Genomic DNA, 23,015 nt, shown 5'->3' with positions numbered 1-23,015 from the left:
GACCACCCCGGACGCCGACGCCGCAGGTGCGGAGGGCCGCGCCTCCGCCGGCTCCTCGGCCGGCGGGGCGACCTCGGCCCCTCGGCGCGAGGACAGCGGCGCGAGCGGCTGGAAGACGACGCGGGCGTGTCGCGACGACGGCGCCGGATCCGAGGGGCCGGCGTCGTCCTCGACCGAGGCCGACTCGTTCGCCGAGGCCTCCGAGGGAACGGGAGTCGCCAGGGGCGCGGGGGCCTCGGCGGCGGTGGAGGGGAAGGCGACCTCGCGCTGGGGGTGCTCGGGGACGGCGTCGTCCACCGGTCCGGAGACGTCGCGGCGCTCCGGGACCCCGGCGACCGCCTCGGGGACCGTGGCGGACTCGGGGTCCGCGGGCACCGCGCCGACCGCCGCCGGCTCGGGCGCGCAGCCCAGCGACGCGGCCCACGAGACGACCTCGTCGAGGGGCTCGGAGTCGATGCTGTAGAGGCGGCGCTGCCCCGCGGCCCGCATGGACACGAGGCCGGCCTCGCGCAGCACCTTGAGGTGCTTGGAGACCGTGGGCTGGCTGACGCCCAGCTCCGTCACGATGTCGTTGACGGGTCGGGGACTGTCCTTGACGGCGACAAGGATTCTGCGGCGGGTCTGGTCGGCGATCACGGCGAAGACGTCAATGGTCATTCCACTAGGTTAGCGGCGTATTCCCCGCTCAGAATCCACCCACGCCTGAGGGTGCCCAGATGACGGGACCATTCCGGGTCGCGACGGGTTCGCGCGGGCCGGGGCGGGTGAGTCCCCGGCCCGCGCCCGGGTGCGCTCCGGGGCCCCCGAGACCCCGGGCCTCAGTCGAACCAGGGGTCCAGCCCCCACAGCGGGAAGACCTCCTTGCGGGTGGAGATCACCGCCCGGTCCAGCTCGTCCTCCGGGTCGTACCCGACCTCCCAGGAGCGCCACCACAGGTCCGCGCCGTCGCCCATCCGCTCCGGCGCCTCGACGCCGTACCGCTCCCGGACGTGCTCGCGCCAGCTGGGCGGCGTCGGGTCCTGCAGGCGCACCGGGCGGCCCGCCGCGACGCCGATCAGGTGCGCCCACGAGCGCGGCACGACGTCGAGCACGTTGTAGCCGCCACCCCCGGTCGCCAGCCAGCGGTCCTCGCAGTGCTCCGCCGCGAGGTCCGCGATCGCGCCCGCGACCTCCCGGTGGGCGTCCACGCTGATCTGCAGGTGCGTCAGCTCGTCCCGGAAGTGCGAGTCGCAGCCGTGCTGGGAGACGATGATCTGCGGCTGGAAGGCCCGGACCAGCGGCGGCAGGACGGCGTGGAAGGCCCGCAGCCACGCCGCGTCGCCGGCCGCGGTGGGCAGCGCGATGTTGACCGCGGTCCCCTCGGCCCCGCCCGCTCCCCCGGTCTCCGAGGCGAAGCCGGTGCCGGGGAACAGCGAGGCCCCGGTCTCGTGCATCGAGATGGTCATGACGCGGGGGTCGTCCCAGAAGATGCTCTGGGTCCCGTCCCCGTGGTGGGCGTCGACGTCGACGTAGGCGATCCGCTCGAAACCGTGCTCCAGCAGGTACCGGATCCCGACGGCGCAGTCGTTGTACACGCAGAACCCGCTCGCGTGGTCGGCGTGGGCGTGGTGCATCCCGCCGCCGAAGTTCACCGCGTGCTGGGCGCGGCCCTCCGCGATCGCGGCCGCGGCCTGCCGGCTCCCGCCCGCGAGGCGCCCGGCGGCCTCGTGCACGCCAGCGAACCCCGGGGTCTCCTCCCCCTCAAGCCCGCAGCCCGCGATGTGCAGGGTGGGATCCGCGCTGATGGCCTTGACGGCCTCGACGTAGGAGCGGGTGTGGACGCCCAGCAGCGCGGAGTCCTCGGCGACCTCGGGCTTCTCGATCGCGACGCCGGGCAGGTCGAAGAGTCCCAGGTCCTTCGCCAGCCGCGCGGTCGCGTCCAGCCGGCTCGGGTGCATGGGGTGGTAGTCCCCGAAGGAGTAGGCCGTCATGCTGGGATCCCACAGCACGGTGGTCCGCGGCCCGCGGCGCCCTCCCTCGCGGAGCTGCTCTGTAAGTGTCGTCACACTTTTCATTGTGGCATGACCGCGCCGCGATCACGGAACCGGGGCCCGCGTGCGCCCGCGCGAGGGACTACGCTATAGACGGTCAGGGTGTAGACCGTCAGCCCATCAGCCGCCAGGAGGTCGCGTGCGCGCCCAGGACGCCGTCGCCGAGCAGGTGCCCCGCCGCGTGCGGGCCCCGTGGTTCCGCGGCGTCGCGACCCGCCTCTTCGGCACCTCGCCCGCCCGGATCTCGATCACCCTGTTCCTGCTGGTCATCATCGTCTGCTCGATGCTGCTGATGCTGCCGATCTCGCACCGCGGCGGCACCGCGCCGAGCGTCGCCGAGGCGTTCTTCACCTCCACCTCCGCGGTGACCGTGACCGGGCTGACCGCGGTGTCCACCGCCAGCCAGTGGAGCCTGTTCGGCCAGTTCGTGATCCTGCTGGGCATCCAGATCGGCGGCCTGGGGACGCTGACCATGACGTCGCTGCTCGCCATGGCGCTGGGGCGCAAGCTGGGGCTGCGGTCCAAGCTCTTCGCGCAGGAGGGGCTGAGCATCACGCCCAAGCTGGGCAAGCTCGGGGAGGTCAAGTCGCTGCTGCTCGTGGTGGTCCTGACCTCGGCCGGGATCGAGGGCGCGATCGCCCTGGTGCTCGCGCCCCGGTTCATGCTGCTGGGCGAGGACCTGCCCACCGCCGTCTGGCACGGGGTCTTCTACGCGATCTCCTCGTTCAACAACGCTGGCTTCACGCCCCACTCCGACGGCCTGGTGCCCTACGGCAACGACTGGTGGATCCTGCTGCCGCTGTGCGCCGGGGTCTGGATCGGCTCGCTGGGGTTCCCCGTCATCCTGGCGCTGCGCCTGGTCGGCTTCCGGCTGCGCTCCTGGAACCTGCACACGCGGATCACGGTGCTGGGCTCGGCGATCCTGGTGGTGGTCGGCACCGTGCTGTGGGGCGCCGCGGAGTGGGGAAATCGGGACACCATCGGCGGCGAGACCCTCATGGAGAAGGTCCTCCACGCGGTCTTCGCCTCGGTCATGACCCGCTCCGGCGGGTTCAACCTCGTCGAGATGACCGATCTGAACCCCATCTCGGTGCTGATCACCAACATGCTGATGTTCGTGGGCGGCGGCTCGGCATCGACCGCGGGCGGGGTCAAGATCACCACGATGGCCGTGATCTTCCTGGCCATCATCGCCGAGGCCCGGGGCGACCAGCACGTCATCGCGTTCAACCGGACCATCCCCGACGGGGTGCTGCGGATCGCCATCTCGGTCGTGATGCTGAGCGCCACCTGCGTCGTCGTCGGCACCGCCGCCCTCATGGTGATCTCGGACCGGCCCTTCGACCAGATCCTCTTCGAGGTGATCTCCGCCTACGCGACCTGCGGGCTGTCCATGGGCATCTCCGCGGAGCTGCCGCCCTCGGGGCTCTACATCCTGTCCGTCCTGATGTTCATCGGCCGGCTGGGCACGGTCACCGTGGCCACCGGCCTCGCGCTGCGCTCCCGCAGCCGGCTCTACAAGTACCCGGAAGAGAGGCCCCTCATTGGCTGATCGCTCACCGCACAACGCCCCGGTCCTCGTGATCGGCCTGGGCCGCTTCGGGGCCTCCACGGCCCAGCAGCTGCGCCGGCAGAACAAGGAGGTGCTGGCCATCGAGCGCGACGCCGCGACCGTGCAGAAGTGGTCCGGGCTGCTGACCCACGTGGTCGAGGCCGACGCCTCCGACCTCGACGCGCTGCGCCAGGTCGGGGCCGGGGACTTCACCTCGGCGGTGGTGGGGGTGGGCACGTCCATCGAGTCGAGCGTGCTCATCACGGCCAACCTTGTGGACCTCGGGATCGGGCGGATCTGGGCCAAGGCCATCACGCCCGCGCACGGCAAGATCCTCTCCCGGATCGGGGCGCACCACGTGATCTACCCCGAGGCCGACGCCGGGCGCCGCGCCGCGCACCTGGTATCCGGGCGCCTGCTGGACTACATCGAGTTCGACGACGACTTCGCGATCGTCAAGATGTACCCGCCCAAGGAGACCCACGGGTTCACGCTCGAGGAGTCCGACGTGCGCAACAAGTACGGCGTCACCGTGGTGGGCGTGAAGTCCCCGGGCGAGGACTTCACCTACGCCACCGCCCGGACCAAGGTCACCTCCCGGGACGTGCTGATCGTCTCGGGGCAGGTGGACCTGATCGAGCGGTTCGCCGCCCGGCCGTGAGGCGGGCCGGGGCGGCGCGGCGTCGGCCGGGAAGGCCCGCCGCGCCCGGGACGGCTCCGGGTCGCCCGTGACGGCTCCGGCGGCCGGCGTCGGTCGGGCACGACGGCGGCCGCCCGGCGCTCAGCGGCGGAGCTCCTCCACCATCTCGGCGTTGCGCTCGGCCGAGGCCCGCGCGGCGCGCTCGGTCAGCTCCACGAGGCCGCCCTCGGCGAAGGCGTTGATCGCCCGCTCGGTCGTGCCGTTGGGGCTGCACACGGCCAGGCGCAGCGCCTCGGGATCGGCGTCGTCGGCGTGCAGCAGCTCGCCCGCGCCGGAGACGGTCTCCTTGGCGAGCAGGCGCGCGGTCTCGACGTCGAGGCCCATGGCCTCCCCCGCCTTCTGCATGGCCTCGGCCAGGAAGAAGGCGTAGGCCGGGCCGGAGCCGGAGATGCCCGTGACGGCGTCGATCTGGTCCTCGCGGACGTCGATCACCGTGCCGGAGTTCTTCAGCACCTCGTGCGCCAGGGCCAGCTGGTCCGCGGTGCAGTGCGTGCCGGGGGCCAGGGCGATGACGCCGCGGCCCACCCGGGAGGGCGTGTTGGGCATCGAGCGGATCACGGGCTGGCCCTCGGCGAGCGCGCCCTCGAGCATCGCGACGTCGATGCCCGCGGCCACCGAGACCACCAGGGCGTCGGGCTTGAGCGCGCCGGCGATCTCCTCGGCCAGGTCCAGGATGCCCTTCGGCTTGACCCCCAGGAGCACGACGTCGGCGCCCTCCACCGCGCGGCGGTTCGCCTCGGCGTCGGACCCGCTCGAGTAAATGCTCACCCCGCGCTGGTCCTCCGGGAGCGAGGCGCGCAGCCTCTCCGCGCTCTCCGGCGAGCGGGTGGTCGCGCGCACGCTCGACGGGTCGGTGCCCCCGGCGAGCAGGCCGGCCATGATGGAGCCGTTCATCGATCCGGTGCCGAGGAAGGCGATGGTCGTCTGGGCCACGGTGATACTCCTGACTGTCGCGGTCGGTACGCTTCCCACAGTATCGGATGGCCGCGCGCCGGCAACCGGCGGCGCAGGCGCAACGGCGGCGTGCCGGCCTCGCGCGGGGCGGCCGGCACGGGTCCGGGCGGGACGGCGGCGTCGTGCACTCCGGCCCTGGACGCCCTGCCCCGTCCGCTACTGCCCCAGGTGCCTGCGCGCGAACTCGAGGGTCTCGGCCAGCCACTCGTCGCGCTGGTCCGCGCTCTTGGCCTTGCGCGTGGAGACCTCCGCGGCCACCACGCCGTCCCAGTCGATCGCCGCGAGGTGCTCGAGGCACTCCGCGACCGGCTGGGTGCCGTGGCCGGGCCGCAGGTGCTCGTCCATGACCGAGTCGCCCGAGCCGTCGGTGAGGTGCACGTGGCCGAGCCGGGGCCCGAGCTCCCGGATGGCCTCCAGCGAGTCCGAGCCCGACGCCGCGGCGTGCGAGAAGTCCCAGGTCACCCACTCGTAGTCCTGCCCGAGCGGGGACCAGTGCGGAGCGTACATCATGACGTCGCGGCGGCCGACCTGCCAGGGGTACATGTTCTCGACCGCGATCTTCACGCCCTCCTCGTCCGAGACCCGCCGGACGCCCTCGGGGAACCCCTTGGCGTAGCGGCGCTGCCAGGCGAAGGGCGGGTGGGCCACCATGACGTCGGCCCCCACGCGCTTGACCATCTTGGCCGCCAGGTGGATCTTGTTCCACGCATCCCCCCACACGTGCTGGGTCAGCAGCAGGGTCGGGGCGTGGATGGCGGTGATCGGCAGCTGGTAGTACTGCACGTAGTCCAGCAGCTCGTCCGGGTCCCGGGAGAGCGGGTCGCCGGTGATCATGACCTCCACGGCGTCGTACCCCAGGTCCTCGGCGATGGCGAAGGTGTCCGCGATCTTGAGGGGGTAGACCGACGAGGAGGAGAGCGCCACCGGGCGCTTGCGCTCCGGGTCGGGGAGTCTGCTGGGTTCTGGGTCCACGGGGGAAGTCCTAAAGCGTAGAGGAAAGGGTCTTGGGGTCGATCAGCGCGGCCGACCCCTGAGAGTTCAGGCGGTCCATGCGGCGCAGGATCAGGCCCTCGCGCAGCGCCCACGGGACGGCGCGCATGGTCTCGATCCCGTAGAGGTCCAGGGCCGTCTCGGCGACGATGCCGCCGGCCAGGATCTGCCGGGCGCGCCGGCTGGAGACCCCGGGCAGGTCCGAGCGGTCCTTCGGCGTCATCGCCTCCATCCGGCGGGTCCACAGGCGCAGGTCCTGGAGGTGGAACTCGCGCTTGACGTAGGGCCCGGCCGCGTACGGCGCCGCCCCGCAGATCCGCGCGAGCGAGCGGAAGGTCTTGGAGGTCCCGACCACCATGTCCGGGGTCCCGGCCTCCCGCACGCGCGCCACGGCCGGCTTGAGGAGCTTCTTGACGTGCTTGCGCAGCGCCTTGACCTCCTTGGGCTTGGGCACCCCGTTCTGGATGAACTGCCGCGTCAGCCGGCCGGCCCCGAGGGGGACCGAGACGGCGATGTCGGGCAGCGCGTCCTTGCCGAGCGCCATCTCGAAGGAGCCGCCCCCGATATCGAGGTCGAGGATCGTGCCCGCGCCCCAGCCCTGCCAGCGGCGCACCGCGAAGTAGGTGATCGCGGCCTCCTGGTCGCCGGAGATCTCCGTCAGGGTGACGCCGGTGCGGGTCTGGACGTGCTCGAGCACCGCCGCGCCGTTGTCGGCCTCCCGGATCGCGGAGGTCGCGAAGGCGAGGATGTCCTCGGCGTCGTGGTCCGCCGCGAAGTCCCGGGCCTCGGCGACGAAGCGGGTCAGCTCGTCCCGGCCCTCGTCGCTGATGTTGTTCTCCGCGTCGAGGTAGCGCACCAGCTGGAGCGGGAACTTGTGCGAGGCGTACGGCTCCGGCCGGGACCCGGGATGCACGTCCAGCAGCAGCAGGTGCACGGTGTTGGACCCGACGTCGAGGACCGACAGGCGCATGGTCAGCTCCCGCTCTTCGAGCCCGACGCCGAGGCAGCCGCGGTCTTCTTCGCGGGCGCCTTCTTCGCGGCGGCGCCCTTCGCCGTCGAGCTCCTCGTCGTCGAGCTCTTCGCCGCCGAGGTCTTCGCCGGGGCCTTCTTGGCCGTCGTCGCCTTCTTCGCCGGCGCCTTCTTGGCGGCCGGCTTCTTCGCCGCCGTCTTGGCCCCGCCCTTCTTGGCGGGCCCCTTGGCGCGCTTCTCGGCGAGCAGCTCGACGGCGCGGGCGTGCGTCATCGACTCCACGGTCTCCGAGCGCGGGACCGTCACGTTGGTCTCCCCGTCGGTCACGTACGGGCCGAAGCGGCCGTCCTTGACCACGATCGGCTTGTCGTTGCTCGGGTCCTTGCCCAGCTCGGCCAGCGGCGGCTTGGCCGCGGCACGGCCGCGCTGCTTGGGCTGGGCGTAGATGTCCAGGGCCTCCTGAAGGGTGATCGAGAAGATCTGGTCCTCGGAGGTCAGCGAGCGGGAGTCGGTGCCCTTCTTCAGGTACGGCCCGAACCGGCCGTTCTGGACCGTGATGTCCGTGCCCTCCGCGTCCTGCCCGACGACGCGCGGCAGCGACATCAGCCGCAGCGCGTCCTCCAGCGTGACCGTCTGCAGCGACATGGACTTGAACAGCGACGCCGTGCGCGGCTTGGCCTTGACCGGCTTCTTGGGCGGCTTGGGCTTGCCGTTCTTGTAGTACTCGACCGGCCGGTTGGCCAGCTCCTCCTCGGTGGGCTCCGGGATGATCTCGGTGACGTAGGGGCCGAAGCGGCCGTCCTTGGCCACGATCGTGCGGCCGGTCTCCGGGTCCTCGCCCAGCTCGCGGCCGTCGGCCTTGCCCTGCTCGATCAGCTCGCGGGCCTTCTCCGCGGTGAGCTCGTCCGGGGCCAGGCCCTCGGGGATGTTCGCGCGGATCGGATCGCCGATCTCGCCGGTCTCCTCGTCCACCGCGCCCTCGGTCTCGAGGTAGGGGCCGAAGCGGCCCACGCGCAGGGTGATCCCGTCGGCGATCGCCACGGAGTTCACGGCGCGCGCGTCGATCTCCCCGAGGTCCTCGACGATGGGCTTGAGCCCGTGCCGGGAGTCGCTGCCGAAGTAGAAGGAGGAGAGCCAGCGCTCCTTGTTCTCCTCGCCGCGGGAGATCCGGTCGAGGTCCTCCTCCATCTCGGCGGTGAACTCGTAGTCCACGTACTCGGAGAAGTGCTCCTCCAGCAGCCGGACCACGGAGAACGCGGTCCAGGAGGGCACCAGCGCGCCCGAGCGGTTGTCCACGTAGCCGCGGTCCATGATCGTGGAGATCACGGCCGCGTAGGTCGAGGGGCGACCGATGCCGAGCTCGTCCATGGTCTTAACCAGCGAGGCCTCGGTGTAGCGCGGGGGCGGGGAGGTCTCGTGACCGTTGGCCTCGACGTCGCGGCCGGTTAGGGCGTCGCCCTCGGCCAGCTCGGGCAGGCGCTTGTCCTTGCCGTCCTTCTCGTCCTCGCGGGAGGCGTCGCGGCCCTCCTCGTAGGCGGCCAGGAAGCCGCGGAAGGTGATGACCGTGCCAGAGGCGCCGAACTCGGCGGTGCGGCCGTCGCTGGTCGTGGCGGCCAGGCGGATCGAGGCGGTCTGGCCCTTGGCGTCGGCCATCTGAGAGGCGACGGTGCGCTTCCAGATCAGCTCGTAGAGCCGGAACTCGTCCCCGGACAGCCGCGACTTCACGTCCGAGGGCGTGCGGAAGGAGTCCCCGGAGGGACGGATCGCCTCGTGGGCCTCCTGGGCGTTCTTGGACTTCGAGGCGTACAGGCGCGGCTTGTCCGGGACGAAGTCGCCGCCGTAGAGCTCCTGGGCCTGCTGCCGGGCGGCGTTGATCGCCTGGTCGGACAGCGCCACGGAGTCGGTTCGCATGTAGGTGATGTAACCGGACTCGTAGAGGCGCTGGGCCACCTGCATCGTGGAGCGGGAGGAGAAGCGCAGCTTGCGGGCCGCCTCCTGCTGCAGGGTCGAGGTGGTGAACGGGGCCGCCGGGCGGCGGGTGTAGGGCTTGGTCTCGACCGAGGTGACGGCGAACTCGGAGCCCTCCAGGGCCGCGACCAGGCCGCGGGCGGTCTCCTCGTCGAGATGCGCGACCTTGGCGCGCGCCGAATCCTTGAGCTCGCCGGAGTCGGCGAAGTCCTTTCCCGAGGCGACCCGGGCGCCGTCGAGCGCGGAGAGCTTGGCGGTGAAGGACTCCTCCGCGCCGGTGACGAAGGTCCCGGAGAGGTCCCAGTACTCGGCCGAGCGGAAGGCCATGCGCTCCCGCTCGCGCTCCACGACCAGGCGGGTCGCGACCGACTGCACGCGGCCGGCGGACAGGCCCTGGGAGATCTTGCGCCACAGCACGGGCGAGATCTCGTAGCCGTAGATGCGGTCCAGGACGCGGCGGGTCTCCTGGGCGTCGACGAGGTCGTCGTCGATCTCGCGCAGGTTCTCGAAGCCGCGCTCGATCGCCTCGCGGGTGATCTCGGGGAAGGTGACGCGGTAGACGGGCACCGTCGGCTTGAGCACCTGGAGCAGGTGCCACGCGATGGCCTCGCCCTCGCGATCGCCATCCGTGGCGAGGTACAGGGCGTCGGACTCCTTGAGGAGGCGCTTGAGCTCCGTGACCTTCTTCTTCTTGTCCGGGTTCACCACGTAGTAGGGCTCGAAGTGGTTCTCGATGTCCACGGCGAACTTGCCCACCGCGGTCTTCTTGAGCTCGGCCGGCAGCTCCTTGGGCTGGGGCAGGTCCCGGATGTGGCCCATCGAGGACTCGACGACGTAGGCGTCGCCGAGGTAGCCGCCGATGGTCTTCACCTTCGACGGGGACTCCACGATCAGTAGGCTCTTGCCGGTGGTCTTGCCCTTGGCCTGTGCTGGCACGTCACTCCTTGAGACTTCACGGGTTGATACGCCCCCACAATAGCGGAGGTTGCGGGAGGGCCGATCATCGTCCCGGTCGGCCGTCGGAGAGCCGCCCGGGCGGGGGCTCCCGGCTCGGGCGGGGCACGGGGCCGGCTCCGGCCCCCGCTGCGCGGCGTCCGATTCCTCGGGGCGCGAAACCCCGTCCGCCGCCCGGACTCCGGGGCCCGGGGTCAGCCGCGCGGGGGCTCCGGACCGACCTCGAACTCGCGCCCGGTGACCCGCTCCGGGACGATCCGGACCCACGTCGTCTTGACGGTGGGAGCGTAGCTCTCGACGCCCTCGGCGTCCAGGCCCTCGATCGACCCGGCGTCTTCGACCACCTCGGCGCGGCCGTGGACGACGACCGAACGGGCGACGCCGTTGACCACCTCGTCGACCTCGAAGGCGACGTCGTGCCCGATCACCACCCCGGCGAGCTTGCCGCCCTCCGCGGTGCGGAAGTACAGCCGCTCGCCCAGCACGCCGTGGTTGACAGGGAAGACGTCGAGGACTCCGGCCGCCGCCACGGCCAGCCGGCCGTAGGGGTGGGAGCGCAGCAGCTCCCAGCAGCGCCGTTCGTCGAGCTGGGGCAGGTCATGCGGGTTCGCTGAGGTCATGCCCCGAGTCTAGGACCGGGCCGGGAGCTCCAGGAAGCCGTGCTCGGCCAGCCGCCAGATGTGAAGCAGCAGGTCCGACGCCGGCCCCTCCCCCTCCCAGCCGAGCAGGGCGCCCAGCGCGTCGAGGATCTGGCCGGCCGAGAGCTCGCCGTCGCACGCCGAGACGAACCCGGCGGCCTCGGTCGAGAGCAGCTCGGTGCGGCGCAGGCCCGCGCCCTGCCGCAGCAGGATCACCCCGGGGTGCTCGGCCCCGGGGCGCTGGTGCCGCTCCTCGGTCACGTCCTCGGCCACGGTCAGGTGCGCGGCGCGCAGGGCGGCGTCGTCCATCCGGGAGAGCGCATCGTGCGCCTCGACGGCGGCGGTGACGGCCGGCGCGAGCGGCTGCTGGACCGGGTGGCCGATCTCCTCGAAGCGGCGCAGGCTCGCGGCGCCGGGGACCGTCCCCTCCGCGGGGCGCCGCAGCCAGATCATGCCGAAGCCGACGCCGGCCACGCCCCGGGAGGCGAAGTCGGCCGCGTAGTCCAGCGAGGCGGCCTCGAAGGCCTCCGGGTCCCGCTGCTGGCTCGCGTCGCGCAGCCAGGTCTCGGCGTAATCCTCGGGGGTGAGCTCCTCGCGCTGGATGACCCAGGCGTCGGCGGTCGCGGGGATCCAGCCGCGCGGGCGGACGTCCCACTCCTCCTGGGTGTCCGGGCCCGTCTCGTGGATCTCCCAGTTGCCGAGCAGCTGCGCCCGGCCTCCGGGGGCGAGGACGCCCGGGAGGCCCTCCAGCAGGGCCGAGATCAGCTGGTCCCCGGGGAGCCCGCCGTCGCGGTAGGTGTAGCGGTCGCCCTCGGCCTCGCCGGCGCGCCGCGGGGTGATGACGAACGGCGGGTTGGAGACCACGAGGTCGAACTCCCGCCCGGCCACGGGCTCGAGCAGGCTGCCCTCCAGCAGCTCGACGCGCTCCTCGAGCCGGGCGGGGTCGAGCCCCAGCGCCCCGGCGTTCAGGACGAGGTTGAAGCGGGCGAAGGCGAGCGCGCGCAGCGAGACGTCGGTCGCGGTCACCCGCCGGGCGTGCGCCAGGAGGTGGAAGAGCTGGACGCCGCAGCCGGTGCCCAGGTCCAGCGCGGATCCGACCGGGCGGCGCTCGGTGAACTGCGCGAGCGTGAGGGAGGCCCGGCCGATCCCGAGCACGTGGTCCCTCCTCAGGGCCCCGGGACGCTGGTGGGCCCCGAGGTCGGAGGCGACCCACAGCTCGGCGCCGGCGTCGGAGGCGTGGGGGCTGAGGTCCACGGCGGCGACCCAGCGGCCGTCCGCGGCCTCCTCCAGGAGGTTCAGCGCGCGGAGGGCCTCGAAGGCGCCCTGGCCCAGGACGGCGTCGGCCCCCTCCTGGCTCGTGGCGCCGCCGAGCATGAACAGGTCCACGGCCCCGGCGAGGCGGCGCTGACCGGGCCGCACGGCGACCTCCCCGGCGAGCACTCGGCGCACGCGGTGCCGGGCGGGGACGAGGTGGTCCCGCTCCAGGGCCGCGGACGGGCCCGGCCCGAGCAGCGTCGCGATCGCGTCGGCGGAGAAGTCGACGGCGGCCAGCGCCTGGGCGAGGGCCTCGACGGCCTCGACGTCGTCGCTGCGGGGGGCCTTGGGGACGCGGGAGAAGGCGGGGGAAGTCATCACGGGAGACCAGTCTAAGCTCTGGGCGTCATCCACAACCCCCGGGAGGTCCTGTACAGCCCCCTCCGGGCCGGGCACCATGAGGAGCATGAGCGACGACACAGACTTCTCGACCCGCGGGGCGTACATCCAGAACTCCGGCGAGTTCACCCGAGACACCACCTACATCGAGGACCGGATTCTCGCGGACACGGGCCTGGAGCCCGGCGCCGAGGACTCCGGGAACGGGGTCTGGCCGGTCGAGGCCGGGAGGTACCGGCTGGTCGCGGCGCGCGCCTGCCCGTGGGCCAACCGGTCCATCATCGTCCGCCGGCTGCTGGGGCTGGAGGACGCGCTCTCCCTCGGCCTGCCCGGGCCGGTCCACGACTCCCGCTCCTGGACCTTCGACCTGGACCCGGGCGGGCGGGACCCGGTGCTGGGCGTGGAGCGCCTGCAGGAGGCCTTCTTCCGGCGCTTCCCGGACTACCCTCGGGGCATCACGGTGCCGGCCGTCGTGGACGTGCCGAGCGGCGGCGTCGTGACCAACGACTTCCCGCAGATCACCGAGGACCTCTCGAAGCAGTGGCGCGCCCTCCACCGGGAGGGGGCGCCGGACCTGTGGCCCGCGGATCGGGAGGAGGAGATGCGGGAGGTCATGCAGAGGGTCTTTACCGAGGTCAACAACGGGGTGTACCGGTGCGGCTTCGCGGGGTCGCAGGAGGCCTACGAGAAGGCGTACGAGCGGCTGTGGCGCGCTCTGGACTGGCTCGAGCAGCGCCTGGGCAACCGGCGCTACCTCATGGGCGAGCACATCACGGAGGCGGACGTGCGGCTGTTCACGACCCTGACCCGGTTCGACGTCGTGTACTACTCGCACTTCAAGTGCAATCGCCAGCCGCTGGCCACCATGCCGCACCTCTGGGCGTACGCCAGGGACCTGTTCCGGACCCCCGGCTTCGGGGACACGGTGGACTTCGAGCAGATCAAACAGCACTACTACGGCGTGCAGACGGACATCAATCCGACCGGGATCGTGCCGGTGGGTCCGGACGTCTCCGGGTGGCTCGAGCCGCATGGGCGCGAGGAGCTCGGGGGCTCGCCGTTCGACGAGGCGGCGGGGGCCACCGCGCCGGGTCCGGTGCGCGAGGACGAGCGGGTCGCGGCCGGGCACAATCCGCTGTACCCCGTGGACGTGGGGTCCGGCGGGTCGGTCTGAGGCCGGGCTGCGGGGGTGTCCGGGGTGGGTCGGACTGACGTCCGTGCCACCGGGGCGGCTCGGGACGGGACACCTCGCCGGGGCGTCGGTGCGGCTCGGGACCGGTCAGGCTGCAGCGGCGCAGCCGGCCGGGCACACGGCGTCGGGCGCGGAGCAGTCGGGGCAGAGCAGGACCAGGCGGCGGCACGAGCCCTCCGCGCAGTTGACGAAGGACCGGGCGGGCGCCTCGCAGCGCTCGCAGTGGCCGATCGTCAGGGCCTGATGGGTGAACTCCAGGTGCATCCGCTGGTCGAAGACGTAGAGGGAGCCCTCCCAGAGCCCCGCGTCCCCGTAGGCCTCCCCGTAGCGGACGATCCCGCCGTCGAGCTGGTAGACCTCCTCGAAGCCGCGGTTGCGCATCAGCGCCGAGAGCACCTCGCAGCGGACGCCGCCGGTGCAGTACGTGACCACGGGCTGGGACTTGAGGTGGTCGTAGCGGCCCGAGTCCAGCGCGGCCACGAAGTCGCGCGTCGTCTCGACCTCCGGGACCACCGCGTCGCGGAACCGGCCGATCCGGGCCTCGAAGGCGTTGCGGCCGTCGAAGAACACGACGTCGTCCCCGCGCTCCTCGACCAGCCGGTGCACGCCCTCGGGGCTCAGGTGCTCCCCGCCGCCGACGACGCCGCCCGCGTCCACCCGCACCTCCCCCGCGGCCCCGAAGGCCACGATCTCCTCGCGGGCCTTGACCGACAGTCGGGGGAAGTCCTCGGCGCCGCCGTCGGACCACTTGAACTCCAGGTTCGCGAAGGCGGGGTGCTCGCGCGTGCCCTTCGCGTACTGCTTGAGCGCGCCGACCTCCCCGCCCACGGTCCCGTTGATGCCGTGCGGCGAGACGATGATGCGGCCGCGCAGGCCCAGCCCCTCGCACAGGGCGCGCTGCCACAGACGCACGGCCTCGGGGTCGGCGACGGGGGCGAAGGTGTAGTACAGGAGGATCCGGGAAACAGCCACGGCGGGTATTCTACGCGGGCGCGCCGGCCTCGGGGGCGGCTCGAGGCGGGGCGGGGCGGTAAGGCGGCCGGGCGGCCGGGCGGCCGGGCGGCCGGGCGACGGTGCCACAATGGTGGGGTGGATCATCGTGAGCACCTGCTGGCGTCGTTGAACCGGGGGCCCAACCCCCCGGAGGTCGTGCACACCCGGGTGCTGCCGGAGCGCGACGCCGTGGCCGCGCCCTGGCCGGAGTGGGCGCATCCGGAGGTGGTGGACGCGTTCCGCGCCCTCGGCGTCCCCGAGCCGTACCGCCACCAGGCGCAGGCCGCCGACGCCGCCCACCGCGCCCAGGCCGCGGCGTGGGAGGAGGTTCAGGCCGCGCGGGCGGCCGGCAGGTCGGTGCGCACGAGCTCGACGCGGCACGTCATCCTGGCCACGGGCACCGCCTCGGGGAAGTCGATGGCCTATCAGCTGCCCGCCCTCGACGCGATCGTGCGCGGCGCCCTCGACCCCGGCGTCGGGCTCCACAGCCGCGAGGCCACGGTCCTCTACCTCTCCCCCACGAAGGCGCTGGCCGCCGACCAGCTGTCCTCGCTGCGGGCGCTCGGCATCCCCTCGCTGCGGGCCGAGACCTACGACGGCGACACCGAGCTCGGACAGCGCGCCTGGATCCGCGACCACGCCAACCTGGTGCTGTGCAATCCGGACATGCTGCACGCCGGCGTCCTGCCCAACCACCCGCGGTGGGCGCGCTTCCTGAGGCGGCTGCGCTACGTGATCGTGGACGAGTCGCACGGGTACCGCGGGGTCTTCGGCGCCCACGTGTCCATGATCATGCGCCGGCTGCGGCGGGTGTGCGCCCTGCACGGCGCGGCACCGGTCTTCGTCGGCGCCTCGGCGACCTCCGCGGACCCCGGCGCCTCCTTCGCCCGACTGCTCGGCGCCGAGCGGGATCGGGTGAGCGCCTTCGAGACCGACGACTCGCCGCATGGAGCCGTGACCGTGCTCCTCTGGGAGCCGCTCCTGGAGGACCACGTGCGGTGGGACGGCCTGGCCGCCGGGGGCAGGGGCGGGCCCTCGGATCGCGCCACCCCCGGGTCCGCGGACCCGCGGACAGGCGACCCGGCGGTCCCGCGGACGCACGATCCCGCGGACCCGTGGGCGCACGACCCGGCGGAGCCGCGACATGCCGGCCCGGTGGAGCCACGACGTGCCGGCCCGCCGGCGCCGGATCCCGCCGCGCCGCCGGTACCCACCGGCGTCGGGCCCAACGGCGCCGGGAACGGGCCGGGTGAGAACGGGGCGCCGCGGCGGCGCTCGGCCCTGTCCGAGGCCGCGGAGATGCTCACCGACCTCGTGGCGGAGCGCGTCCGCACGATCGCGTTCATCAAGTCCCGGCGCGGCGCGGAGACGATGGCGGCCCAGGCGCAGAGCTACCTGCACGACGTCGCCCCCGAGGTCGCGGACCGCGTGTGCGCCTACCGCTCCGGGTACCTCCCGGAGGAGCGCCGCGAGCTGGAGCGGCAGGTCCGCTCGGGCGAGATGCTGGGCGTCGCCTCGACCCCGGCGCTGGAGCTGGGCATCGACGTCGCGGGGCTCGACGCCGTGCTGGTCGCCGGGTGGCCCGGCACGCGCGCCTCGTTCTACCAGCAGATCGGGCGCGCCGGGAGGGCCGGGCAGGACTCGCTGGCGGTCTTCGTGGCCAGCGACGACCCCCTGGACACCTACCTCGTGCACCACCCGGGGGACGTCTTCGACCGGTCGGTCGAGGCCACCGTCTTCGACCCGCAGAACCCCTACGTCCTGGCCCCGCACCTGTGCTCCGCCGCCGCCGAACGGCCCCTGCGACCCGAGGAGCTGGGCCTGTTCGGCCCGGCCGCGCCCGGCGTCCTGGAGGGGCTGGAGCGGGACGGCTACCTGCGACGCCGGCCCACCGGATGGTTCTGGACCCACCCGGAGTCGGCCGCCGAGCTGGTGGACATCCGCGGCGGCGGGGGCCACCGGCTGCAGATCATCGACGGCGAGACCGGCGGGATCATCGGCACGATGGAGTCGGGGCAGGCGCACTCCCAGGCGCATCCCGGGGCGATCTACGTGCACCAGGGGGCGAACTGGCACGTCGAGGAGCTCGACGAGGAGGGCCGCGCCGTCGTCGTGACCGCCGCCGAGCCCGCATACTACACCCAGGCGCGGGACATCACCGAGGTGACCATGCTGGAGGTCGAGGACACCCGCGACTGGGGGCCGGTCACGCTGCACCGCGGGCTGGTGCGGGTGCGGACGCAGGTGGTCTCCTTCCAGCGCAAGGAGGTCGCGAGCAACCGGGTCATCGACGAGGAGCCGCTCGAGCTGCCGGCGCAGGAGCTCGTCACGCGGGCCGCGTGGTGGACGATCCCGCCGACCGTGATGACCCGGCACGGCGTCGTCGAGCCCGACTTCCCGGGCGCGCTGCACGCGGCCGAGCACGCCGCGATCGGCCTGCTGCCGCTGGTCGCGACGTGCGACCGGTGGGACATCGGCGGCCTCTCCACGGCGCTGCACGTGGACACGGAGCTGCCCACGATCTTCGTCTACGACGGCTATCCCGGCGGCGCGGGCTTCGCGGAGCGGGGCTTCGACGTCGCCCGGGCCTGGCTCGAGGCGACCCTCGCCGCCATCCGCGCCTGCGAGTGCGAGGCCGGCTGCCCCTCCTGCGTGCAGTCGCCGAAATGCGGGAACAAGAACAACCCGCTCAGCAAGGACGGCGCGATCCGCCTGCTGACGGGTCTGCTCGAGACCGCGGACGCCGACCGCGAGGGGGACGGCCGCTCGGGGCGATTCGGAAAATAGCCAGGCTAAGAGTATTGTGACGGCGGTCCATATCATCATCCGCCGGCTCAGCGTGGAGACCGGACGCGCCCCGGCGCGCCGCGTCCCCGTCGGGACGCGCGGGTTCAGAAAGGCGGATGTGCCGTGTTTGGCAACCCTGTTTATCTGGTCGGGCTCCTCTTCGCCTCGATTGCGCTCCTGATCTTCCTGATCAACTGGAAGACGAAGCTGCACCCCTTCCTGGCGCTGCTCGTCGTCTCCCTGCTCACCGCGCTGGCCGCGGGCGAGCACCTCGTCGACATCCCCGAGACCCTGATCGACGGGGCCGGCGGCACGCTCGGCGAGACCGGCGTCGTCGTGGCGCTGGGCGCGATGCTCGGCCGGCTGCTGGCCGACAGCGGCGCGGTGCGCCGCATCGCCGATCTCGTGGTCGAGCACAGCTCGCCGAAGACGGCCCCGTGGATCATGACCGCCGTGTCCTTCGTCGTCGGCATCCCCATGTTCTTCGAGGTCGGCCTCGTCGTGCTCATGCCCGTCATCTACTCGGTCGCGGTGCGGCTCGAGAAGCTCCACGACCGCCCCAAGATGTGGTACCTGCGGATCCTCATCCCGGCGATCGCGGCGCTGTCCTGCCTGCACGGCATGGTGCCCCCGCACCCCGGGCCGCTCATCGCCGTGGACGGCCTGGGCGCCGACGTCGGGCTGACCATCCTCCTCGGCCTGATCTGCGCCGTGCCCACCGTGATCCTCGCGGGCCCGGTCTACGCGAAGTTCATCGCCCCGCTCGTGCGCCTCGAGCCCTCGAGCACCCTCATCGAGCAGTACACCGGCACCTCGCCGGAGAAGGCCGACGACGCCGGCGCGGTGCGGCAGACCGCCGGCGCGGGCGCCCGCTCGGCGGGCGCGGACTCCGCAGGGGACGACGCCGGGTCGGCGCCGGGGACCGGCGGGGACCGCGGCGCCGGCTCGGGCTCCGGTGCGGCCGCCTCCAGCGCGTCGCCCTCCGGGCCGGGTGCTGCTGGCGCCGAGACGGAGAAGAAGGCGCGGCAGGTGCCCACCTGGATGGCCTTCGTGTGCGTCCTGGTGCCCGTGGTCCTCATGCTGGTCCACGCCGTCGTCGTGATCATCGCCCCGGAGTCGCCGGCCGAGGCCGTCGCCGAGGCGATCGGCAACCCGGTGGTCGCGATGATCATCGGCGTGGTGTTCGCGGCCGTCGCGCTCGGGATGGCCGCGCGCATGAACGGGGAGCAGATCCGGTCGAGCTTCGGCAGCAGCCTGGGGTCGATCGCCGGCGTCATCCTCATCATCGCCGGGGGCGGCGCCTTCAACCAGGTCCTCAAGGACTCGGGCATCGGCGACGCGATGGTCTCGGCGACCTCCCACCTGCACATGAACCTCATCGTGCTGGGCTGGCTGATCGGCATCATCCTCTCCTTCGCGACCGGTTCCGCCACGGTCGGCATCGTCTCGGCCACCGGCATCGTGGCGCCGCTCGTCACCGACGAGTCGTCCATGTTCATCTCGCTGATCGTGATCGCGATCGGGTCCGGGTCCATCGGGCTGAACTGGGTCAACCACGCGGGCTTCTGGTTCGTGAAGGAGTCCTTCGGCATGACCCTGGGGGAGGCCACCAAGACGCACATGACCGTGCAGACGCTGGTCAGCGTGTTCGGCCTGGCCTTCGCGCTGCTGCTCTCCCTCCTGGCCTGACGACCCGCCTCGGGGGCCGGGGACGCCGAGCGGCCGAGGCCGCCGCATTCCCCGGCCCCTCCGACTCTCGGACCCCGGCTCGCAGCCCCCGCGTCTCGGATCCTGGCTCTCGGATCCTGGATCCCGGTTCATCCGGCCTCCTCCCCCTCCGGCGGTGGTCCTGCCCGGGCGAGGCCGCGTGCCGGGCCGAGGAATCCCACCGCCGGGGCGAGGCCCACGCTCACGCGCACGTCCATGCCTCCCACGATGCCCGGGGCGGCGGCGCAGTCGGTCATCCGCGCACCGTTGGACGCGGCCGTGCGCTCCGCCTCCTCGCACGGGATCCCGTCCCGCAAGCCCCGGGCGGCGTCGGCGGCGGCCAGGGCCGCGAGGTCGGCCGCCGTGGCCGCGCGCTGGTTCATCATCGCGACGTGACCCACGGTCGCGACCGCCCCCAGCAGGATCGCCGCCACCGCGGCGATCCCGGCGACGGCTGCGGTCGAGGAGCCTCGCTCGGCATGATCCTCCCCACCGCCCCCAGGGCCCGCATCCGCTCCTTCCGCTCGTCCGGTGCGCCGCGACGACGTCGGCCGCGCGCCCCTCCCCCTTCGCGTCCCGTTCATGGTCCCGGGTCCCCCCTGTCCTCCCGATGTCCTCGTCCTTCCGCCTCCGGCCCCGCCTCGGATTCGACGACGGCGTCGGCGGTGATCTCCAGCCCGCCCCAGGCCCCGATGACGCCGGGAGCCGCGGACCGCACCTCGACGACGGTCTGCCCTCCTCGCGCCTCCACGGTCACGACCGCCCGCTCCCCCGAGACCTCCCGAGCCACCCGGTGGACCGTCTCCGGCGAGTCCCCTCGCGCGGCCGCCCGGGCCCCGAGCCGGGCCGCCTCCTCGGCCCGCACGGCCGCCGCGCCGCAGGCCCCCGCCCCCAGCACCACCGCCAGGAGCAGCACGATGCAGGGAAGGAGGACCGCGAACTCTGCCGTGGCCGCGCCCAACTCGGGCTCACCGTGACGTCCCGGGTCGGCCGGCGGGACGGCGGCCGCCGACCGGCACGCGGCGGCCGCCTCACCCGACGTCGTCATCACCCGCTCGACAGCGCCGTGCGGATGACCCCCAGCAGCATCTCCCGCACCTCCTCGCTGCGGAGGATCACCACGAGCAGACCCGCGAAGCCCACGGCGGCGAGCATGACGATGCCGTACTCGGCCGTGGTGGCCCCCAGCTCCGGGTCGTCGTCCTGCGGCGCCCACCGCTCCGTTCGGCCGGGGCGGCACGAGTGCGCGCGCCCCCGCAGCCGTTCCGCCGACGTCGCGCCCCCGACCGGATTCTTCTTCCCGTGATGTTGCGATCGCCTCATAACGATGCACCGTCCTCTCTCTTGTCGACCGGACCCCTGCGGTCCGGAAGTTCTTCGGGTCGTCTCACGTCAGAGACGAGAACAGCCCGATGAGCACCGGCAGCACCCCCAGGCAGATCAGCGCGGGGAGCGAGCACAGTCCCAGGGGCAGGACCAAACGGACCCCCAGCGACGAGGCCCGCTTCTCGGCCTCCCTCCGGGTGCGGCGTCGCACGGCGAGCGCCTCGGCACGCAGCATGCGGGCGGCCGGGGCGCCGGTGCGCACCGCGAAGGCCAGGACCCGACCGAGATGTTCGAGTTCGGGGTCCTCCGCGGGGCGCCGGCGCACCAGACGGTCCCGGAGACGCCGGCGCTGAGGGCGGTGAGAGGGAGTCGCAGCGATCATCGCCTCGCGAGCCCCGGTCCGGGGCACGTCGCCCGGGGCCGCGGGCCCCCACCCGCTTCCAGGCCCCCGCCCGAGCTCGAGCCGCTCGGCGAACTCCGCCAGGCGTGGAGAGGCCTCCGTCTCTCCGATCACCGCCAGGGCGCGGGGAACCGGGAGGCCCGCGTCGAGCATGGCCCCGATCAGCTCCATGCGGAACGGGCCCGGGAGGGGCCGCGCTCCCCGGTTATCGCCGCCTCGCGCCGGGGCTCCACCACTGCGCGCGGTCCTCTCCCCCGCTGCCACGAGCCCCAGCCCCAGCCCGAGCAGCATCAGTGCGATCCACATCGGTCAGCCTCCCCGTCCCTCGGCTGCGCAGATGAGGCTCCTGCTCCAGAGCATCCCCGCGCCTGACAGCGCCAGGCCCACGAGAAGGGCGACCCGGCCCCAGCCGGTCCCCAGCAGCGTTCCCACGGGGTCGGTGCCCATGAGCGTCCCCAGGATCAGGCCGAGAAGTGGCAGCGCCGCCAGGAGCCGGCCCGTGGAACGCGGCCCGGCGACGGCCGCCTCCCGCGCGTCCGCGGCGTCGAGCGCGTCCTCGATGCCCCGGGCCACGCGGGTCAGGACCTCGGCGAGCGGGGCGCCGGTGATTCCCGAGACCCGCCACGATCCGGCGAGGATGTTCCTGGCCTCCACCGACCCGGGATGCTTGAGGGGCACTCCGCTCAGGGCGTCGGCCGTGCCCTGCCCGGCTCGCGCGGCCAGGACGCCCGCGTCCACCATGCGCCTGAGGTCTCGTCCCGGTGCGGTGTCCCACGGGGAGCCGGGGACGCGCTGGTCGGCCTCGGCGGCCCAGGCGCCGAGGGCCCGCCACACCGTCACGGGGTCGCCCCCGGCTTCAAGGAGTGCGACCATGCGGTGCACCGCGGCGGGCCAGAGGTCCAGGGCGTCCCGGGTCCTGGCCCCGGTGCCCACGAGGCGGCCGGCTGCCGCGCGCAGATCCAGACCTCGCCCGGCGCGCAGACGGTCGTCCGCGCCGGTCAGTCCCCGGGCCGCCCGCGTGCCCCGGTCCGACCGGGCGGCCAGCGCGAGGGCGGCGGCGCCGGTCACGACGATGAGCAGCCCGATGGTCATGCGTCACCGCCATCCCGTGGCGACGCGGGGACTCCGGCGCCCGCGCCGGCACCGGCCCCGCTCCTGCGTCCGGTCCCGGCTCCGGGATGGGCCTCGCCCCGCTCCTCGGGCGAGCTCGTCGATTCGTCGAGGTCCTTCGCAGCGGGCCCGGAGACGGTCTCCCCCGCGGGCGTGACGGTCAGGGCCGGGACGACCTCCAGGCCCGCCCGACCCAGCGAGAGGACCCCGATCTGCTGCACGAACCGTCCACTGGGTCCGCGCTGGAGATGGATCACGGCGCTGATCGCGCTGACCGCCTGCAGGGTCACCGCCTCGGCGGTGAGACCGGCGAGCGCCCCCAGCGCCGCGATCCTCGCCGGCACGGCCCCCGCCGAGTTGGCGTGCAAGGTCCCGCCGCCGCCCTCGTGCCCCGTGTTCATGGCCAGGAGGAGCTCCTTGATCTCCGCGCCGCGGCACTCTCCCACCACGAGGCGGTCCGGCCCCATCCTCAACGCCTGCCGGATCAGGTCGGCCAGCCCGAATGCGCCCCGGCCCTCGGTATTGGACTCCCGCGCCTGCAGCATGACGGCGTGCGGGTGCTCCGGGCGCAGCTCCGCCGAGTCCTCGATCATCACCAGGCGCTCCCGCGGGCCGCACAGCCCGAGCAGCGCGTTGAGCAGCGTCGTCTTGCCCGTGCCGGCGGAGCCGCTGATGAGGAACGAGGTGCGGCGCGAGATCATCCCGCGCAGGGCGCGCGCCACGGGCGGCGTCATCATCCCTGCCGCCCGGAGCGTCTCGAAGGAGGGCAGCTCCCGGGGCTGCAGCCTGATCGAGAGGCAGGTGGAGGCCGGTGAGATGGGCGGGATGACGGCGTGGACCCGGTACCCGGCGGCGGTCTGCACGTCGGCGCAGGGATGCCCGGCGTCCAGGCGCCGTCCCGCGGCGGTGATCAGACGCGTCGCCAGCTCCCGCACCGCCTCCTCGGACTCGAAGGCGATGTCGTGGCGGCGCGGGCCCTTGGCACCGTCCGTCCAGACCTCGGCGGGCGAGTTCACGTAGATGTCCGTCAGCCCCGGCTCCTCCAACAGCGGATGGAGGATTCCCAAGCCCCCGGCCTGCGCGCGTGCGGCC

Annotated in this window: 20 protein-coding genes; 5 read left to right on the top strand and 15 right to left on the bottom strand. The window is 73.3% G+C overall.

The window, feature by feature from the left end; translation table 11 throughout:
- The coding region (locus NBM05_RS13500) for an ArsR/SmtB family transcription factor (RefSeq protein ID WP_254168492.1) at positions 1 to 657 on the bottom strand (657 nt) is incomplete at its 3' end.
- Positions 658 to 818: 161 nt separating this feature from the next.
- Complete coding sequence (locus NBM05_RS13495) at positions 819 to 1,970, bottom strand: acetoin utilization protein AcuC (protein WP_254168531.1); 1,152 nt, start codon at positions 1,968 to 1,970, stop codon at positions 819 to 821.
- Between the two features lie 199 nt (positions 1,971 to 2,169).
- Between NBM05_RS13495 and NBM05_RS13490 the strand changes: the two genes are divergently transcribed.
- Both NBM05_RS13490 and NBM05_RS13485 read left to right on the top strand, forming a co-directional pair.
- Entirely contained in the window at positions 2,170 to 3,582 is a 1,413-nt protein-coding gene (locus NBM05_RS13490; RefSeq protein WP_254168491.1) for a TrkH family potassium uptake protein, read from the top strand.
- Complete coding sequence (locus NBM05_RS13485) at positions 3,575 to 4,243, top strand: potassium channel family protein (RefSeq protein WP_254168489.1); 669 nt, start codon at positions 3,575 to 3,577, stop codon at positions 4,241 to 4,243. Before NBM05_RS13490 ends, NBM05_RS13485 begins: the two co-directional genes overlap by 8 nt.
- 120 nt (positions 4,244 to 4,363) lie before the next feature.
- Here the strand turns inward: NBM05_RS13485 and proC are convergent, their stop codons facing one another.
- From proC to NBM05_RS13455, 6 genes are all read right to left on the bottom strand, one after another.
- A complete protein-coding gene (gene proC, locus NBM05_RS13480; protein ID WP_309248174.1) occupies positions 4,364 to 5,215 on the bottom strand; it encodes a pyrroline-5-carboxylate reductase in 852 nt (283 codons plus the stop codon).
- A gap of 177 nt (positions 5,216 to 5,392) precedes the next feature.
- On the bottom strand, positions 5,393 to 6,208 hold the full coding sequence (locus NBM05_RS13475; protein ID WP_254168487.1) for a sugar phosphate isomerase/epimerase family protein: 816 nt from the start codon (positions 6,206 to 6,208) through the stop codon (positions 5,393 to 5,395).
- Between the two features lie 10 nt (positions 6,209 to 6,218).
- Positions 6,219 to 7,196, bottom strand: coding sequence for a Ppx/GppA phosphatase family protein (locus tag NBM05_RS13470; protein ID WP_254168485.1), 978 nt, complete (start codon positions 7,194 to 7,196; stop codon positions 6,219 to 6,221).
- 2 nt (positions 7,197 to 7,198) lie between these two features.
- The gene (topA, locus tag NBM05_RS13465; RefSeq protein ID WP_254168483.1) at positions 7,199 to 10,099 is read right to left on the bottom strand and encodes a type I DNA topoisomerase; all 2,901 of its coding nucleotides are present in this window, start codon (positions 10,097 to 10,099) and stop codon (positions 7,199 to 7,201) included.
- 212 nt (positions 10,100 to 10,311) lie between these two features.
- Positions 10,312 to 10,737, bottom strand: a complete 426-nt coding sequence (locus NBM05_RS13460; protein WP_254168481.1) for a pyridoxamine 5'-phosphate oxidase family protein — start codon at positions 10,735 to 10,737, stop codon at positions 10,312 to 10,314.
- 9 nt (positions 10,738 to 10,746) lie between these two features.
- On the bottom strand, positions 10,747 to 12,387 hold the full coding sequence (locus tag NBM05_RS13455; protein ID WP_254168479.1) for a DUF7059 domain-containing protein: 1,641 nt from the start codon (positions 12,385 to 12,387) through the stop codon (positions 10,747 to 10,749).
- Positions 12,388 to 12,466: 79 nt separating this feature from the next.
- On the opposite strand from NBM05_RS13455, the gene NBM05_RS13450 reads away from it, so the two are divergent.
- Positions 12,467 to 13,582, top strand: coding sequence for a glutathione S-transferase family protein (locus NBM05_RS13450; RefSeq protein WP_373689338.1), 1,116 nt, complete (start codon positions 12,467 to 12,469; stop codon positions 13,580 to 13,582).
- Between the two features lie 105 nt (positions 13,583 to 13,687).
- Here NBM05_RS13450 and trhO read toward each other — a convergent pair whose 3' ends face one another.
- Positions 13,688 to 14,572 (bottom strand): oxygen-dependent tRNA uridine(34) hydroxylase TrhO, encoded by an 885-nt coding sequence (gene trhO / locus NBM05_RS13445; protein ID WP_254168474.1) that lies wholly within the window; start codon positions 14,570 to 14,572, stop codon positions 13,688 to 13,690.
- A 117-nt stretch (positions 14,573 to 14,689) separates the two neighbouring features.
- Here trhO and sftH point away from each other — a divergent pair, with 117 nt between their 5' ends.
- Both sftH and NBM05_RS13435 read left to right on the top strand, forming a co-directional pair.
- Positions 14,690 to 17,380, top strand: a complete 2,691-nt coding sequence (gene sftH, locus NBM05_RS13440) for a Zn-binding domain-containing protein (RefSeq protein WP_254168472.1) — start codon at positions 14,690 to 14,692, stop codon at positions 17,378 to 17,380.
- Between the two features lie 123 nt (positions 17,381 to 17,503).
- The gene (locus NBM05_RS13435; RefSeq protein WP_254168470.1) at positions 17,504 to 19,069 is read left to right on the top strand and encodes a GntP family permease; all 1,566 of its coding nucleotides are present in this window, start codon (positions 17,504 to 17,506) and stop codon (positions 19,067 to 19,069) included.
- Positions 19,070 to 19,197: 128 nt separating this feature from the next.
- Here the strand turns inward: NBM05_RS13435 and NBM05_RS13430 are convergent, their stop codons facing one another.
- The 6 genes from NBM05_RS13430 to NBM05_RS13405 all read right to left on the bottom strand — a co-directional run.
- Complete coding sequence (locus NBM05_RS13430; RefSeq protein WP_302184019.1) at positions 19,198 to 19,671, bottom strand: Rv3654c family TadE-like protein; 474 nt, start codon at positions 19,669 to 19,671, stop codon at positions 19,198 to 19,200.
- Positions 19,668 to 20,003, bottom strand: coding sequence for a TadE family type IV pilus minor pilin (locus NBM05_RS13425; RefSeq protein ID WP_254168462.1), 336 nt, complete (start codon positions 20,001 to 20,003; stop codon positions 19,668 to 19,670). Before NBM05_RS13425 ends, NBM05_RS13430 begins: the two co-directional genes overlap by 4 nt.
- Positions 20,004 to 20,134: 131 nt before the next feature.
- Positions 20,135 to 20,410, bottom strand: coding sequence for a DUF4244 domain-containing protein (locus NBM05_RS13420; protein ID WP_254168460.1), 276 nt, complete (start codon positions 20,408 to 20,410; stop codon positions 20,135 to 20,137).
- A 64-nt stretch (positions 20,411 to 20,474) separates the two neighbouring features.
- Positions 20,475 to 21,119 carry a type II secretion system F family protein gene (locus NBM05_RS13415; protein WP_254168458.1) on the bottom strand — a complete coding sequence of 215 codons (645 nt, stop codon included), beginning with the start codon at positions 21,117 to 21,119 and terminating at the stop codon, positions 20,475 to 20,477.
- A 3-nt stretch (positions 21,120 to 21,122) separates the two neighbouring features.
- Complete coding sequence (locus NBM05_RS13410) at positions 21,123 to 21,905, bottom strand: hypothetical protein (RefSeq protein ID WP_254168455.1); 783 nt, start codon at positions 21,903 to 21,905, stop codon at positions 21,123 to 21,125.
- A partial coding sequence (locus tag NBM05_RS13405; protein WP_254168453.1) for a TadA family conjugal transfer-associated ATPase occupies positions 21,902 to 23,015 on the bottom strand: 1,114 nt, incomplete at its 5' end. The genes NBM05_RS13405 and NBM05_RS13410, both read right to left, overlap by 4 nt.

Origin of the sequence: Rothia santali, assembly GCF_024199905.1 — a bacterium.
Lineage (GTDB): Bacteria > Actinomycetota > Actinomycetes > Actinomycetales > Micrococcaceae > Rothia > Rothia santali.
The sequence above is the reverse complement of the archived record's forward strand: the minus strand, read 5'-3'. Positions and strand labels throughout refer to the sequence as shown.